The sequence below is a fragment of the Psychrobacter immobilis genome (assembly GCF_904846225.1).
Classification (GTDB): domain Bacteria; phylum Pseudomonadota; class Gammaproteobacteria; order Pseudomonadales; family Moraxellaceae; genus Psychrobacter; species Psychrobacter immobilis_F.
Map to the genome: position 1 here is coordinate 22,341 of NZ_CAJGZJ010000013.1, position 16,520 is coordinate 38,860.

Consider the following 16,520-nt stretch of genomic DNA (forward strand, 5'->3'; position numbering starts at 1 on the left):
TGTTAATTTTACTACTCATACAGTGCTAGTATTCTTTTTGTAGGCAATATGCTTATAAATAAGCCCATTGATATACTCTAATACAGTCTGGAAATGACGTATTTTAAACATTATTTTAATCTTTTTATTGCTTAATGCTTACTTCTTTATTCAAGTTCAGAAAACTGTAATGCCAAACCCGTATGGCGCTCAGTTGGTGTCTGTACGGCCTTTTCAAAAGCATGTTTGGTACTATATATAGTTACTTGGTTTTTAGCACGTGTCACTGCCGTATAGATAAGCTCCTTGCTTAGCAGTCTTGCATGACTATTATCAAAAGTAATGGCCACATGACCAAACTCAGATCCTTGCGATTTATGAATGGTCATGGCATAGGCGGTAGCAATTACCTCTTCATTTAGCAAATTGACAGCGATTCCTTGGGTTTTATTTTCAAAGAACACCTCAAGTCGGCTTCTTTGATCTCCTGTTTGCAAACAAAAACCAATATCACCATTAAATAACCCAAGCTCATAGTTATTTTGCAGAACCATAATAGGACGACCATGAAACCACGTATTTTGACCCAGTGGGAGTTTTAGTTCAGCAAGATGCCACTGGGTCAGATAGTCATTAATATAACGATCACCCCACTCGCCATTATGACCTGCAGTCAAGACTCTAAACTGGTTAAATGTCTCCATTAATGAGCCAATTATATTTTTTATTGATTCTGGCATGGATTTTTCTATTGGATTTCTTAGAAGAATTTCTATCTTTGCTAAGTATTCTGAGTAATTTTTGGATATTTTTGAAACTATTTTATGATTGCTTAGGCTATTTTTTATATTATCTTTTGGAAGAGTATCCACTCCTGATTGCAGCGCATTCACGTATTGAAAATTCAGTGCCTTGTCCTGCCTTAGTAATTGCCAAATGGCTTGAGTATCTACCTCTGCTTGATTGATTTGATAAGCAAGTTTACCAATACCAGAATCTGCGCTAAATCGTTTGCTTTCAGTTAGCTCCACATGTATAGGCTGCAGCCGCGGAATACGGCACAAATCAGCCAGCACAGACCCCGCATCTACCGCTGCCAACTGGTTTGCATCTCCTAACAATATCAGCCTTGCACCTGGCTTTACCGCACTCACCAGATAATTTGCCAATTCGACACCTAACATAGATGCCTCATCAATGATGATAATATCTTCGCCAAGTGGATTATTGGCGTCATAACGAGGCTTACCCGTTCGACCAATGCCTAATAAGCGATGAATCGTTTTGGCTTCTTGCAACTGAGTGTCAATATCGGCAGCGTCTATAGCAGCCTGTAAAGACTCTTGCATTCGCTGTGCGGCCTTACCCGTTGGTGCTGCTAGCGCTAAACTAGCACTGTCAGTACTAAATCTGATGCTTTTATCCTCACCACCCCCACTCTCTACGGATTGTTGCAGTGCAATCACGAGTTGAGCCACGGTATAAGTCTTACCTGTGCCTGGGCCACCAGTGATAATGCTAAATGCGCTATTGTTAGCCACATTAATAGCCCTCACCTGCTGCGGGTTTAGATTTTTAGGTATCGATATTGGCAGAGGTGTGATCCGTTGATTTAAAATAGTATTGATTTGCTTTGCTAAATTAAACTCTGCTTGCCATGCGCGATGTAGCCAAAAAGTCAGCGATGTCATTTGATTGCTTTCGTTTTGTTTTTTGCTTAGCTGGTAGATAACAGGTTGATTTTTTTTGCTTAGGCTATTTTTATTATTGCTATTATCAATGTCAGCATTGACGTTAGCGAATAAAGTATGATTATGGATTAACTCGATGAAAGCTGCGAATTCAGTGTTTTTGAGCAATTGATAGAGCGCAGAAACGGTATCAAAACGCTTGCCCAATATCTCTTTTTCATGATTACTAAGTGCCAGCTGCGCCCATATCTGAGCGCGCTTGCCAAACAAAGTATGTAGCAAACCAAATAGCGATGATTCATCTGTAGCATCATCTTCTTTTTGCGTATCTATTTGAGTCTCAATCAGCGCTAGGATTGGTTTGGCCAGCATTTCTAATAATTGCTGCTGCCAAGCATATAGTGTGACTAACTCGCCATTGATTTGACCTTGCAGTGGTACTTCGTGCTCGGCATATTCAATGGTTAATACGGTATGCCCTTCTTCTAAATGCGTCGCCAACATAATAAATAAAGCGTTAAACAAGTGACCGTCTTCTTTTTTATTAATTTGCTTATTATCCGTATTAACCGTTGCATCAATTACTTTATAGGCTGAATGTGTTTGCTGACGACGCAGCAAAATATAATCACTGATATTACTGGCCCAGCTTTCCTGTAAACCAATGGCTGCCCTGCTTTTATTGTTATTATTACTCATATACGCTTGTCTCTATTTGTATTTGGTTAATCGTTATAGTTAATCGCTATAATAGGCATTTTTTGTTGAACTCGTTATTTAAAACCCACTAATCTGGTTTGCCAAATAACATATCCAAGGCTTTAATAAAATCGATTGGGATATCCCAAGTGACCAGTCCATAGCGATTATTACTGTTTAAATCGCTACTGTCGGACTTATCAACACCTTGTGATACATTAGCAGCTGTTTGAGAATCAGGATCATATACTCCTCGTAAAAACACATACTCAACTGCACCCAGATACTTGTCTTCGTTGCCTGCATAATCGCTAATTCTCATGGCAAGAAATCGATGTAACGCCACTTGATAAATCGCTGCCTGTAGCCAATACCCCGCCTTTGACATCGCCTTCTTGAGTGTGTCTTCGTCATAATCACTTAGGCTATTTCCCAAATAATTACTTTTATAATCGACCACGTAATACTTGCCAGCATGCTCATACACTAAGTCAATTTCGCCGCGTAGATAACGATATAAATGCGTTTTGTTTTGCGGAACGAGCGTGACGTGTTTGTCGGCCTCATCAGGCAGATACTTTTGAAAAAGCATATTAATATCTTGCGCTTTAAATCGCTCTGACAACCCCATATTAAATTCTAATTCAGCAAATCGCTGACTTGCATTGATAGAATGTAAGGGTTGGTTGGATGCCAATAATGGCGTATATAACACCTCTTCGATCCAGCCAATCAATGCCTCATGCTTGGTAGCGTCTATTGAGTCATGATCGATTGGGCGACTCTCTTCTGTCTTTTTCGCTTGTGATATGCGGATTTGCTGTTCAACGCTGCTATAGACCAAAGGCAATTGATAGCTACTAATTGCTCTATCAATGACTTGAGACCACTGTGATTTATTATTAAAATCAATTTTTTCAAATATCTCATGCAAGAACGTACCAGCATTGGCACCCTTTATAAAACTAAAACGAATATCGTCCTCTAACTTAAAATTGAACTCACTGAGTGGTTCAAGAGATTCATTACTATTAGATGAAGACTCGACCGATACCGAAGCTTCTGTCATATCAATGTCTATGGCATCATCGATACGCTCATCCACCACAGCCATTGCCTGCGTGGACTCATCAAGCTGACGGGCTAACGCGGTAAAACTGGTTTTAGCCCAGCCATAAAAGTAATTGGTTTTCATAACCTCTGAAAAAGAAGGATACTCAATAGTCTCTGTGGCAGGCTTATTAACATTTAATTTGGTAGTGGCAAGCTGATTATCGTTCACGCTTGCTGATTTAGCATCATTATTATCATAAAAATCATTGACGTGATGCCCTCTGATCATGCCTATCGTGCCTTTTAATCGATCAGGTAACTCAAACTTTGCTTCTGGTGAGTCAAACCAATAGAACACTGGTTTACGACCCATATCTCTTGTGCTGCTAGGATCTCGCAGCACCACATAAAGCTGCTCACTGGCTCGGGTAAAGGCGACATAACCAAGTCGCCGTAATTCATCAAAACCCTCGTTCGTTTCGATTTCGGTGTAGTAATCCTCGGTAGTGGCAGAGCCTCGCAATGGTGAGAAGCGGCGCTGATTGCCTGTCGCTTTATTTTGTGTTAAATGAGTCTGTATTGATTGCTGCACTAACGCGGAGGGCGCTTGTTGTGCGTTATATAGATACAAGCCATAGTCTTCTTTATTGCCGGACTTCCTACTGGCATCGCCCATACCCAATACATAGACAATAGGAAACTCAAGCCCTTTTGACTTATGAATGGTCATTAGCTGCACACCAGATTCTGTGGGTAGCGGATATTGTTTAGCCCAATCGCTGTTAGGGGCCGAATCTATGTTTTGTCTGAACCAAGCCAATAACTCATGCTCGCCCATGCCTAAACCATACTGCGCCAAGACATCCATCACATGACGCAAGTCCATGATATGGCGATCGCCTTCTGAATGAGCAGCTAATGCTTGCCAAACGCCTTGTGGTTGCACAGGGCTTTTATCGAGCAAATAATGTAATGCCGATAAAATACCAAAGTGCTGCCAGCGCTGTGTTCCTTCTTTTAGATAGGAAATAAAGTCTTGATAGCTTTTTTTGTTATCATTAACCGCGTTAACTTCTCTGCTATTTAAACCAGCATGAAACGTACTAGCATGGAACGTATTAGCGTGGTTTTCTGAAACCCCTGACTCATGGTCGGTCATCATGGCTTTGATGTCTTTGATACTCAGGCCGTACAGATGACTGGTCAATACTCGATTAATCATGTCATGTCGATACGGATAGAGCATGGCACTCAGCAGCGCCGCAACATCTTCTGCCATGATGGTTTCAAAAACACTGACATCGCTGGTGGTCAAGGTCGGCACATTAAGTTTGACCAACTCATCCTCAACCCGTTTTAGATCTTTTTTGGTGCGTGCCAACACGCCGATATCGCTGGGCTGAATTGGTTTGCTGTTTAATGTCTGACCACTACTGAGTAAGGTCGCAATATGACGCGCGGTAATTTCATGCTCATCGTACTCAAGCTCTTTATCTTTGTCATAAGGCAGATGCAATAAACTCACTGGCTGAGCAGAGAGCACGTCCGTCACCAATGCACTGTCCAGCATGTCTGGCTCATTAAACCAAGACAGCTGGTTATTTGGTTTCGCAGCTTTGATGTGTTGATAATAAATACCCGTACCTAGCTGTGACAGCTTATTGTCAGCAGTCGCTGGTGCTGGCATACCAAACCAGCAGTTTAGCGCATCGATCAAACTGGCATTTGAGCGGCGATTAATATCAAGTGTCCAAAGGCTACTTTTATCAAACTGGGCTTTCATATAATTATAGTTGGCGACATCACCGCCACGGAAGCCATAAATAGCCTGTTTCGGATCACCAACCAATAATAAAAACTCATGGCTGGCTTTATTGGTTGTTGACTGCTTATCATTGTTCGATTGTTTGGATTTACTCTTAGGTAAATAAATACTTTCAATCATAATGGCTTGCTCGCCATTGATATCTTGCGACTCATCAATCAGAGCAATCGGATAATGATGACGAATGTAACGTGCCAGCTTCTCTCCTTGCCGACCGGTCAAGGCTTGGTTTAGGCGCACCATCTGTAGACTAAAAGTTGTCTCACCACGCTCTTCCAAAATCACTGGCAGCCTGTCACGCACAGCGAGCACAATATGACGATTTAGATTGGCCAAAACAGTCACTATGTATTCATCAAGCTTCTTACTTTCTTCGATATATCGTTTAAAATCACGAACGACTTGTAACTCGTTAAATATTAAATTAACCCTTTCGCCGTCTTTTGGCTTATAGAACTGCTTACCTATATCATCGGTTTTCTGAAAGGCCTCAATTAACTTTCCTGTATGGTTTTTTTTATCTGATATAAACTTGTAAGCGGCTGGACCAAAATCTTCTAACGCTTGAATGATTTTTGGCCAAGAGTCTCTGTTGTTGAGTAACTGTCCTTTTGGAACTTCATAATACTCGCCGTCAGGTTTAAAAAAGATATCAAGCTCGTTGCTGCGCTCAATGATAGTACTTATAAGCCGCTCGTAACCCTCGAACGAAAAGTCACTTACCACAACCTCATCAATCGGCGCGGAAATAAAATTAAGCGAGCGAGTCACAAAATTCTTATGATCGCTCACTGCGGTCAGCTTGCCTTGCTGATCCATGAGCGCATACAGTTTAGGCTGCTCGTGATGTAACCGGCTTTGAAACTGACGCAGCTCATCATGAATGATACTATCAGTCACTTGCTCAATACTGCTGTCTTCAATAATCCCCATGCCTTGCTGATGACCCGTCTCACTGCTGTATTCAGTCAACCATTTTTGCGCCAAGCTATCAAGCGTACCAACGAACAGTTTATCCAATGTAGTCAATACCAGTGCGGTGCGTCGAATGGCTTCGGTCATTGGGTAGCTATAGACACGATCCAGCAAATAACCGATTAAGTGTAGGTTAATAGGATCTTGCATGGAATCATGTAGCCGAGCATATTTGGCCTGCTCTACTAGCCAATTTTCACGTGCTTTTTTTGCCTGTGTGCGCTTGATTGCAGTGTTCTTCTTATCATAGGCAAGGTCTTGATTATGCTCATCAGCGTCTGTTTGAGCACTTTTATCAGTACCTGCTTTATTATCCTTACCAGTTTCAGGCGTGACCTGTAATACCTTAGGGTACAAACGCTCCTTGTTATTTGTATCCGCACTCAAGCTGTTGACCCATTGTAATAATTGATAAAAATCCACCAAACGGTCGTGAATACGCTGACGCATTTCGGCAGCAGCAGCTCGTGTAAAAGTAGTGGCAATGATTTGCTCTGGTGCACGTCTTACTTCAATCAGCAGACGCAGCATAATGCCAGTGAGCGTCCACGTTTTGCCAGTACCCGCCGATGCTTCAATCAGATGCTTACCTCTCAAGTCAACATCGACCGCCGGTATCACGGTCACACTCGCTTTATCTTCAATATCCTCGCTTTTATTCATGTGAGTAGATGTATCAAGCGAGTCATCGGGTAAATGCGGCTTTGTAGAAATATCAACGGTATAGCTGGTATCGGTCATAGGGGCGTACACTTTTAATTATTATTAATTGAATCAAGAGAATAAAACCAGCCAGTCTATAGCCGATCCACTATAAAATAAACATAGTGTTACTGGGATAATTTTTGCGCCGCCTCTGTCTGAGCAGACACAGCAAGCAAGGAAAATTTATCCCAGTAACGCGTGATAATTTTTGCCTTTTTTATTTAGAGCTGACTATAACTAATTAACCATCCAATCCGTCTAGTGCGGCAAACATTGGCCCATATAATGGCAGCGCCAAAGTGGTTAACGACGCTGTCAAGGCCTTAAACGCATCCTGATCACGTAATACGTATTGCCAAATGGCATGCTGTGAGCAAGTATCGTATACTGTATCTATGTGATAGCTAGGTCTCAACCAATCTGAGAAATCTGCTCGTTTTGGCCAGTAGCTGCCGCCCTCACCTTCTTCAGCTTTGCGACACTTATCAAGATAACTGAGCGCATACTCCGGCAATAACGTAATCGGTACTTGACCCGCCAGCTTGGCAAAAACCGCCCATTTTATCAGCTCAATCAGCGCGTCTTCATATACGATCGGACTTAGCTTAAATGCGATGACATCTTTATATTTATCTACTTGCGAGCTGGACTTATTAAAACGCCAAATGCTCACCCCATCATTTAATACCACTTGCTCGGCAGTGGTGCGGCGGGCCACTTGCCAATATAGATGGGACAACCAAAACTTGAGTAAATGCTTAGGACTGGCAGAATTGGGCAATATATTTAACCACTGCCTAGGTGATTGCTGAGTGTCGGCAACGCCTGATGCTGCTATTAACACTGGTACTGAGCCTTTTATCTTAATAATGTTAGGCAATAGGGCAAGCAGTGAGTCAGCGTTTTTATGAGTGTCTGCCTGACAGCTTGGCGCTTTATTAATACCATTCAGCACCGCTGCTAGTTCTATCTGAACAGGATGCTCGGTAGTGGGCGTTAGTAGCTGTAAGATGCTATCTTCTTCACCGTCATGGATCATATTGACCTGAACAGCATAATCAAAGCCATTGGCGATTAATTGCTCTTTGAATTCGAGACATTGCTGCTGGAGCTTTTGTTTTTGATTGGGTATCGTGGTTTGACGGGCGACACCTGCTGGTATGATGTTTTGATACATCAGAATTTGGCTGTTTGGCTCAGCTGTTTTGCCCATATTCTTGTCGGCGGCATCGGTAGCCATCTCATGAATCAAATGCGCTTTAATTTGATAGCTCGTCAGGCTGTCTAGGAACAGTGGCTCTTGATGCGCCATTGCTTGCTCTCCTTGCACCACATGCACTTTTTGAGTACGCAAAAAGGCTTTGGCAGGATGACGCACCTGATAGGCCAATACTCCTTCAACGTCTATCTCCCCAATGTTAAATACGGTATCAAACACGGTTTGGGTGAGCGCCTCAGTCACGTCGTTGGCATTACTGGTATCAGTAATACTATCTAGCGCTAACATATCGACCAATGCAGATAAGGTTTGATTGTCTACTTGTTCCATCTGACCCAAACCTTGACCAAGTACCTGAGCGATTGATTCATATTGTGCGTTCGTGGGTAAATCAATCAGTGGTGAATGCTGACTGAATGTCCGATCTTTTAAGGTATTAAACACAGCTTGCCAAAGCGGCGCAGGCGGAAACTGTTTTTTCTGAGCCAACTTGGTTTTGCGCATGGCTGTATTCAAGATGGCGTCCAACTCATCAGTCATATTAGCAGGGCTGTCATTTTTAGTCTGGCTTTGCGTATCGTCAGCGGTATCGCTCTGATTGAGATTAAGGCCAGACAGGTTAGTCCCTTGATCAGCAATAGCATTGTCTTCAATTTCAATTTCTGTTTCAAAAAGACTGTCATGAAAAGGCAATGCGGGATGTTCCGTCACCAGCCACTGCTTAATTAATTTTGGCAAATAGCGCTTGAGACTCTCGGTGGTTGAATCGATATTATCAGGCAAAGTCTCTAACGCCTCAAGCGAGTTCACCTGCCACTGCACCTCACCTTGTAAAAACTGTAGCAATTCACTCACTGGGTTGGCTGGCAGATGCTCATGAGTGTCAGTGAGACTTTGACCATTATAAAATATCCAGCAAGCACTGCGTGCGCACAACATCGCATCCAAAAATGCACCATTGTCATCATCTTCGCTGACTCTATCACCGCGACGCGATTTGGTGGCTTTGATCAAATCATAGCGATTATCACGATCACGCCCAGGAAACTCAGAGATGTCCATATTGAGCATCACCACCAACTCAAAAGGCACGTTTCTTAATGCACCAAATCGACCAAAGGTAATCACACCAGTCGGCTCAGCACTGACCTGCTGACTTTCAAGCTCGTCTTCGATACTGTCTAGCATAAAGCTTAACTTTAGCGGTAATTGCTCAACGCCCGCCAGTTTTTGTTCCACCTCAGTGTTGTCGCTCGTGTCATTAGCATACTGTCTATAATGGCGGTTGGCTCGCAAACTGGATTTAAAGCCGTTCATAGCATTATAGATGGCGCGCATCGTACGTGTTTGATCAACATCGCCAAAGTAGCGATGAATCACTTGTGTCTCAATCTGATCCAGCCAATCTTCCGCTTTCATCTTTTGCGTGTGATCATCGCGTCGCTCTACCAAACCCGTATAAATGCGGCAAAGCGCTTCCACAATCATGGCGTCATTGAGGCTCACTTGTGGCAGCGGCAAACTCATTTCGGGCATTGCAGTAGTAGGCCAATCGTCCTGATCTAGAGGATATAGACAATCGCTCAACTTCGCCTCTGGCATAACCAAACCCAAAGTCAATCTGTCTAGCGCTTGCGCAAAGCTAAAACGGTAATCATAGTCATTACTATCGAGCGTTTGCTTAAGATGCAACTCATCAAATCCACGGATAAATCCTGCCTCTACCAACAAATCACAACCACGGCTCATTTGTTCGTGAGTCAACCCAAAACTTTCAAACAAGGGCGGCAGCATTAGCCAGTCCAATACCTCAGCTGCTTCAAAACGAGCATTATGGCTACCCAATAGTTTATAAAAGCCAATGATCGCTTCCCATAACTGACGAATATCAGCATCGACTACCCCAGTCACCTTTGCAGGCAGCGTCAAACCATCTTGACCTTTGCCACTAACGAAAATAGAGCCAATTAGTGCATGATGACGCTCAACGTCAGGCAACAAAACCACAATATCGGATATATGGCGTTTTTTCTCACCAAATTTGACAGGTTCATTTAGCCAGCGCCCAATCATAATACGCAGTACTTCAAGCTGACGCTGCAAACTATGACACGAATGAATGCTTAGGCTATTATCTTCAGAAGAGATTGCCCAAAAACGATCTTTTTCAAAGCGCTTATTTTCTAATACCTCGTCTTCGTACCACGGTGTCTCTTGATTCTCTTGATCAACGCCTGACGTTATTTGTTTATTGATTGCCTGAGAGACTTTTGCAGCAGTTGCTTGCTGGGTTGATTTTTCATCAAGCATCAACACATCGTTTTGCAAACGTCTTAATAAACTTGGAGTATTTTGTGCATTCTGAGCGCTGTTAGTATTGTCAATATCAGAGCCAATGTCATCGGTGTTGCCGTCAAAACTACGACCAGTCCCGTTATCAAAACCATCATCAAAATTATCTTGCCAATCTACCCACGCATCTTTATGTTGCTCATTACCCGACAAGTTGGCGAGCATGGCAAAAGTATCGCGCGATTGTTTGCCCAAACGCGACAACAAACTGTGACCATAATCCCGTAAAAATACGCTTTCAGGATTGATAATACGCTGGCGCTGTAGCCATGATTTATCAACAATATCCGCCCAAAATAACTTTGACGGATTATAGTGTAACAGCGTGATATCCATGTATTGCGACAAATTCTGCAAAAAGTCGAGCTCAGTCTGTGGCAACTGCTGAATGGTAAAAATACGCAGTACTCTGGGCAACTGAGCTTGCTCATTCGCTTTGTTGTCTTTTAACGCTGACCAAAAAATAGTTTCAAGCGCCACACGGTATTGATGAACATCGGCAAACAAATGCGACCACAAAAATCGTTGGGCAACTTCTAACTCAACATAATGCGCCACCAACCACTCAGGCGTACCACGTGCATACTTATCAAAGCGCAGTGACAAGGCATCTTTATCTGCTATTAAATCACCCACATTGAGCGGCTTATTATGCGACCATAGCGCCAGCCAATCCTCACGGTGAGTCAAGTAACGGTTGAACACTCTCGCCAAATCACTTGCCAGCTGCCAAATGCGCGCATCTTGTTGTGCTTTATCTTGTCGCAAACTGTCTTGTCGTACATTGTCCTGCTGAACACCTTCTTCTTGCGGCTCATCAATCAAAGACGCCAGCAGCGGATTCACCGGATGTTTTTCATCTTTAACAATCGACTCTTGGTAGTAGGTCAAATACCCAAACAACCGCCACTGCATCACAGTCGGTGACAACACCGCCACTTCAGGGACATTTAAAGTGGTCGCTTCAGAATCTGTCTCTAACAAATAGGCATTATGGCGGCTTAACACATCCTGCATGAGCGTCCATTGATACTGACCCCAAAATTTGGTACGCACCAAAGTACTAATCCCAGCGCGGCTGGCAATGGTTTTATCCAGCCAATCACCCAATACCATCGAGGGCACAATGACAATAAAAGGCTCAAAAACAGGCTGATTCTTTGACTGATATTGCACAAGAAGTTGATCAACAAGATTTTCGGTACGGTGCGACTGAACGATAGTAAACATAGAGGATAATCTGATTAGAGAATAAAATAATAAGGCTGGTGAATACAGCTGACCGTCGCTAAAAATCCCTATCTAGAGACTCAACGGTAAATATTGGTATTGAACATGGATCAATGGTGCGGTAAACGATACTCATCAATTCATATTTGGCAGTCGTTACTGCACGATATTTCTGCTAGCATGATGACCGTAAAAAAACAATCATAGTGGCAATTCATAAGAAATATCTCACATGGTTGGTATTCGTGAGTTTTGCTGATTAGTGTGCCATTGTTCGTGGCTATTTACCAGTTCATAAAACAATGTCAAAAAAATGTGCGACAACGGATGTCGTTAAGTATTGAAAGGAATTTTTAGTGACAAGACAATCTCATAATATACCCCTACGTCCTATTGATGCTCTCTTTATACACCCTGAACGGCGTATCTATGTTGTCTATTATCGTGGAGCATTATGGCAATTGCCTCGCATGAAAATTGATGAAGCATCGTGGCAACGCAGGCGACCTTATTTGGGTTCGACAGAAACGCTTTATCTGAGCCGCCGCCAATCTATCGATGATCCTATATTGGCAAAAATGCTACGAACATTGAACTTGCCGATGTCTGTACGCGGCATCACACTAGCACGCTTTGAGGCATGGTGATCAATGCATGGCTTGGAATGGCTAAAACATGAACTAGAAGCCGGTCAATCACCGTTAGCCGTGCATCAAGCGACAACATCTATAAAAGCCATTGACAATTCACCTAATTCCACTTCAAACTACCTACCGACTCGACCTAATGACGATAATCATCATATTGGTGATAAAAAAGGTGGTCAGGTAACTACATCGCCTGCAAGCAAAGATATTTTTGCAGAGATGCTTGCAGATTTGACAAATGAAGTGCTAAATCCGTAGTTTTACACCAAACCATATCTCACATGTATTGTCTTATATGAATTTCAAACCAAACTAATAAAAGAAGATCGGTTATATATGAAAGATTACAAGCTGCTGCTAGCTGGATTTATTTTACTGCTGCTGATATTCTTCATCGCTGTCTTTACTTGGTTATGGGTTAATAATCGTAAAAATATGGATCCACTACCTATCATGGCAAACGAAAACGAACCGACAGCCATGATCGAGGATGATGAAAACACCCCATCCAACGTTACGTTACATATACAAGCTGAGGATAACTTACAAGCGCCTTTAGACGATATCATCGTTAATTTTGAACCTCGTTATCCTCAAATAAAAGTAGTGGCTAACTATGTACCTTCTAACAAAATTTTAATATTATCTAAGACCAACTCTAGTCGTGGCGAGCAATCGGATTTTGTTGTCGGTACAGATATGATTATTGCTAATGACAGCCTGTCTAAAGAACGACTTGCACCATTACAAGCACATATAAAAACCGCTCAAGATAAGATGAATCAAAACAAAGCAAATATCAGTAACGCTGATGAAGAAAACAATGATACTGCTGATAATGATATTGCGGATACAGGCAATACAGAGACACGGACACTAAGCTCTTATAATTATGCGGTGAGAAACAATCAAACGCTCGAAGGCGTTATTCTAACCAACAACACTGCCGCTATTAATTTCCGCAATTTTTTGCTATCAAGTGTGGGACAAGACATATTAAAAAAATACGATTATCACAGTATTGAAGGTTATAAAAATAGTGTAGATGATTTGTTTAATCCAAGCTCGCAGTCAAAAAAAGCATCAGAAGACACTTCAGTCTCTAAAGCACTTAGCAATGGTAAATAATGATAAAGTATCACTATTTATCGCTTGTTGATTGCTTTTATGGTCAGTTTTTCTTACAATGTCACTCCTTAATGCGCCTATAGCTCAACAGGATAGAGCAGTTGCCTCCTAAGCGATCGATCCGAGTTCGAGTCTTGGTGGGCGCACCAGTTAATATATTCTTAGTTTATTTTAAAGCCCCGTAGCCCTTTGGTTATGGGGTTTTTTATTGTTTAGACGTTTTTAGTTGTCTTTAGTTGTCTTTATCTATACGTTAAATGACGGTATTATTGACGGTATTCGCCGATACCGCCAAATAGGATACCGTCAAAATGGCTAAAATTATCAAACCGCTAATTGTAGTGGCATAATTAATTTGTACCCTTGGCTGTTAGCTTATTACTCACCAATATTTTAATAGTTGACTTTTCATACAGTAGAATGTGCTTTGCTAATCGCTCCTCATTGTAGTATAGCTCGATGTATCTAATAATATCGTTGATGGCTGCAAATCTGGTTTTTTAATCCTGATGATATACGAGCTCATTCTTCAATACGCCCCAGACACTCTCTATTGGTGCGCTGTCATGGACCAGCTTGTTATGGTCGGAGTCAGTGGTCACTTTAAAGCGTTTGTGACGATAGCATTTGATGCCTCATGCCATGTTCTTCTTTAATACGTCTCACCATGTATATGCTAATATTATGGCCTTGCTGACTTAGGTGAGCATATAGACGCTCAATGCCATAACGCTCACAAGTTTCACTGTGTGCCGTTTTAACTAGTAGCTCAGACTGGTTGCGATATATCTGCTGGTTATCTTTAATAAAGGCGTACTTTACTAGCTGTCACTGCAGTGCATTCCACTAGTCGCGTACTAAATAAACCTTCTTAGGTAACAATGGCATCACTTTTATAGTAAATAATAGATCAATAGTACATGAGATATTTGAGATACTAAAACCTTCAGAACCCTTTAAGCCAGGTTATATAAGATGTATAGCTTTCTCAGACCTTTATTATTCTTAGGTAATGTTATTAACATTGGGGTTTGTTTAGGAATAATAGCATTGGCATTTACGCACATACAAATGCTGATAATACTAACCGTTAAAAGGCTTAAAATGTAACCAGTTATATCTGTTCTCAAAACACTTGCATATATAGGTTCACCATTTTTATGGTGAAAGAACTTTGTATAGAGCAGTTATTGATTAAAAATATTTTTTGTTAATTATTTATTTCAGAAAAATAATTATTCATATTTGAATTACTAAATGTTAATATGACGACTTAAAACTCTTATATGACTTATTAAAGTATGAACATGAGGTTTGATTTTTATACGCCAAGTGAGATTGCCAATATTTTAGGTCAACGCTTAAAAACGCAGCGGTTATCATTGAATCTCACCCAAGCGGCTTTAGCAGAAAGGTCTGGGATCGGCATCAGTACTGTGGCTCGCATTGAATCAGGTCAAGGCGGTACACTAGATAATATAATCAGGCTTGCTATAACCCTTGGTATGGTCAATCATTTTGCTGCATTGTTTGATGTAGCACCTACCAGCATAGAAGATGTTATCGCTAAGCAAAATCCACGCCTGCGTGCCTCAAACAAAAGCGGTGAGTAAGTCTATGTATCAACCGATATCAATTGTTAACGTTTACTATCAAGGATTTGGCGCAAAGCGTCTTATTGGTAAATTAACAATGGATGGACGACGCCCTACCTTTGGCTATGATGCAGCGTGGCTGGCTGATGGACTGGAGCTGTCACCCATTGAGATGCCATTACGAGCAGCACCGTATTATGGTACTCATGCGTCGAGCCATTACTTATGCGGATTATTATTAGACAGCTTACCCGATGGTTGGGGAATGCTACTAATGGATAGGTTTTTTCGCAAATTTATGGACAGCTCTGCACAACAAGTGAGTGTTTTGGATCGTTTGGCTTATATTGGTGATTCTGCAATGGGCGCGCTTAGCTTTGAGCCTGAGCATGACTTATCTGACACTATTGATATAGGTGAGCTGACTTTAGCCAAACTGGCGGCTGCCAATCAATCGATTTTATCAGGTCAAGATAGTGATATATTAACTGAGCTTATCGTCATCGGTGGCTCACCACAAGGTGCAAGGCCAAAAGCACTTGTCCTATATGATGAAGCAACCGAGTTTATTGCTACAGACTTAACAAGCGAACAGCTATCCGCAACGCCGTGGCTGATTAAGTTCCCTGCCCAATCTGAGCATAAAAGCGTTTGTCTATTAGAGTCACTTTATGCTGATATGGCTAAGCAAGCAGGCCTAAACATGCCTGCGCATCATTATTTTGATATCGGTGAAAAACATGCTGCTTTTGGGGTTGAGCGTTTTGACCGCATGGGCAATCAACGCGTTCATACTCATACACTGGCGGGTTTGTTAGATATTGACTTTCGAATTCCTTCAATAGATTATTTGCAGTATTTGCGCTGCGTACGTATGTTGACCCAATCACAAGTTGCCGTAGAGGTAGCCTTTAGACATGCGGTATTTAATGTCATCTTTAATAATAAAGACGATCATAGCAAGAATTTATCTTTTATGATGGACGAAACTGGCAGATGGTCGTTATCGCCCGTCTATGATGTTGCCTACAATTCAGGTATGAATGGTTACCATCAAATGGATGTGGCGGGTGAAGCTCGACATCCTACTGCCCTGCACCTACTCAAACTTGCTAAACTTGCTGACATTAAGCAAAATAAAGCACAGGCTATTATTGAACAAGTAACATCAGTGGCCAAAGACTTTCTGACAATGATTAACGACTATGATATTGAGAAAAATTTATCAGAACAGGTCATTCATGATATAAAATCTAATATCGATCGGATGGCAAGTTGATAGTGCTATACAAGTTGTGAAATTTGTTGTTAAAAATAATATATAAACCACTAAAACCCTTGTCGTTGCGTGGTGTGCGCACCAGTTAATATATTCTTAGTTTATTTTAAAGCCTCACAACCTTTTGGTTGTGGGGCTTTTTA

The 16,520-nt window shown here is 41.7% G+C and carries 8 protein-coding genes, 1 tRNA gene and 1 pseudogene; 6 read left to right on the forward strand and 4 right to left on the reverse strand.

Annotated elements, in window-relative coordinates; translation table 11 throughout:
- Positions 1-146: 146 nt before the first annotated feature.
- From recD to JMX48_RS09635, 3 genes are all read right to left on the reverse strand, one after another.
- On the reverse strand, positions 147-2,369 hold the full coding sequence (gene recD, locus JMX48_RS09625) for an exodeoxyribonuclease V subunit alpha (RefSeq protein WP_201537091.1): 2,223 nt from the start codon (positions 2,367-2,369) through the stop codon (positions 147-149).
- An 88-nt stretch (positions 2,370-2,457) separates the two neighbouring features.
- A complete protein-coding gene (locus tag JMX48_RS09630) occupies positions 2,458-6,885 on the reverse strand; it encodes a UvrD-helicase domain-containing protein (protein WP_413786358.1) in 4,428 nt (1,475 codons plus the stop codon).
- A gap of 283 nt (positions 6,886-7,168) precedes the next feature.
- Positions 7,169-11,728 (reverse strand): exodeoxyribonuclease V subunit gamma, encoded by a 4,560-nt coding sequence (locus JMX48_RS09635; RefSeq protein WP_201537097.1) that lies wholly within the window; start codon positions 11,726-11,728, stop codon positions 7,169-7,171.
- A gap of 356 nt (positions 11,729-12,084) precedes the next feature.
- On the opposite strand from JMX48_RS09635, the gene JMX48_RS14090 reads away from it, so the two are divergent.
- The 4 genes from JMX48_RS14090 to JMX48_RS09650 all read left to right on the forward strand — a co-directional run bounded on the left by JMX48_RS14090 (position 12,085) and on the right by JMX48_RS09650 (position 13,652).
- Positions 12,085-12,375: a hypothetical protein gene (locus JMX48_RS14090; protein WP_227687972.1), complete on the forward strand. Its 291-nt coding sequence runs from the start codon at positions 12,085-12,087 to the stop codon at positions 12,373-12,375.
- Between the two features lie 3 nt (positions 12,376-12,378).
- Entirely contained in the window at positions 12,379-12,633 is a 255-nt protein-coding gene (locus JMX48_RS14095) for a hypothetical protein (protein ID WP_227687973.1), read from the forward strand.
- A gap of 78 nt (positions 12,634-12,711) precedes the next feature.
- Positions 12,712-13,503, forward strand: a complete 792-nt coding sequence (locus tag JMX48_RS09645) for a hypothetical protein (RefSeq protein WP_201537100.1) — start codon at positions 12,712-12,714, stop codon at positions 13,501-13,503.
- Between the two features lie 73 nt (positions 13,504-13,576).
- Positions 13,577-13,652, forward strand: a tRNA-Arg gene (locus JMX48_RS09650).
- Positions 13,653-13,853: 201 nt separating this feature from the next.
- Here JMX48_RS09650 and JMX48_RS09655 read toward each other — a convergent pair.
- Positions 13,854-14,331: pseudogene (locus JMX48_RS09655) on the reverse strand (IS3 family transposase); the annotation flags it as partial.
- Positions 14,332-14,810: 479 nt separating this feature from the next.
- On the opposite strand from JMX48_RS09655, the gene JMX48_RS09660 reads away from it, so the two are divergent.
- Positions 14,811-15,116, forward strand: coding sequence for a helix-turn-helix domain-containing protein (locus JMX48_RS09660; protein WP_201537103.1), 306 nt, complete (start codon positions 14,811-14,813; stop codon positions 15,114-15,116).
- Between the two features lie 4 nt (positions 15,117-15,120).
- Positions 15,121-16,377 carry a type II toxin-antitoxin system HipA family toxin gene (locus JMX48_RS09665; RefSeq protein WP_201537106.1) on the forward strand — a complete coding sequence of 419 codons (1,257 nt, stop codon included), beginning with the start codon at positions 15,121-15,123 and terminating at the stop codon, positions 16,375-16,377.
- Positions 16,378-16,520: the final 143 nt, after the last annotated feature.

Excerpts from the sequence above, each read along its gene's own strand:
- JMX48_RS09665 (WP_201537106.1), top strand. The coding sequence starts at position 15,121 with ATGTATCAACCGATATCAATTGTTAACGTTTACTATCAAGGATTTGGC.
- JMX48_RS09645 (WP_201537100.1), top strand. The coding sequence starts at position 12,712 with ATGAAAGATTACAAGCTGCTGCTAGCTGGATTTATTTTACTGCTGCTG.
- recD (WP_201537091.1), bottom strand. The coding sequence starts at position 2,369 with ATGAGTAATAATAACAATAAAAGCAGGGCAGCCATTGGTTTACAGGAA.
- JMX48_RS09635 (WP_201537097.1), bottom strand. The coding sequence starts at position 11,728 with ATGTTTACTATCGTTCAGTCGCACCGTACCGAAAATCTTGTTGATCAA.
- JMX48_RS09630 (WP_413786358.1), bottom strand. The coding sequence starts at position 6,885 with ATGAATAAAAGCGAGGATATTGAAGATAAAGCGAGTGTGACCGTGATA.
- JMX48_RS14095 (WP_227687973.1), top strand. The coding sequence starts at position 12,379 with ATGCATGGCTTGGAATGGCTAAAACATGAACTAGAAGCCGGTCAATCA.
- JMX48_RS09660 (WP_201537103.1), top strand. The coding sequence starts at position 14,811 with ATGAGGTTTGATTTTTATACGCCAAGTGAGATTGCCAATATTTTAGGT.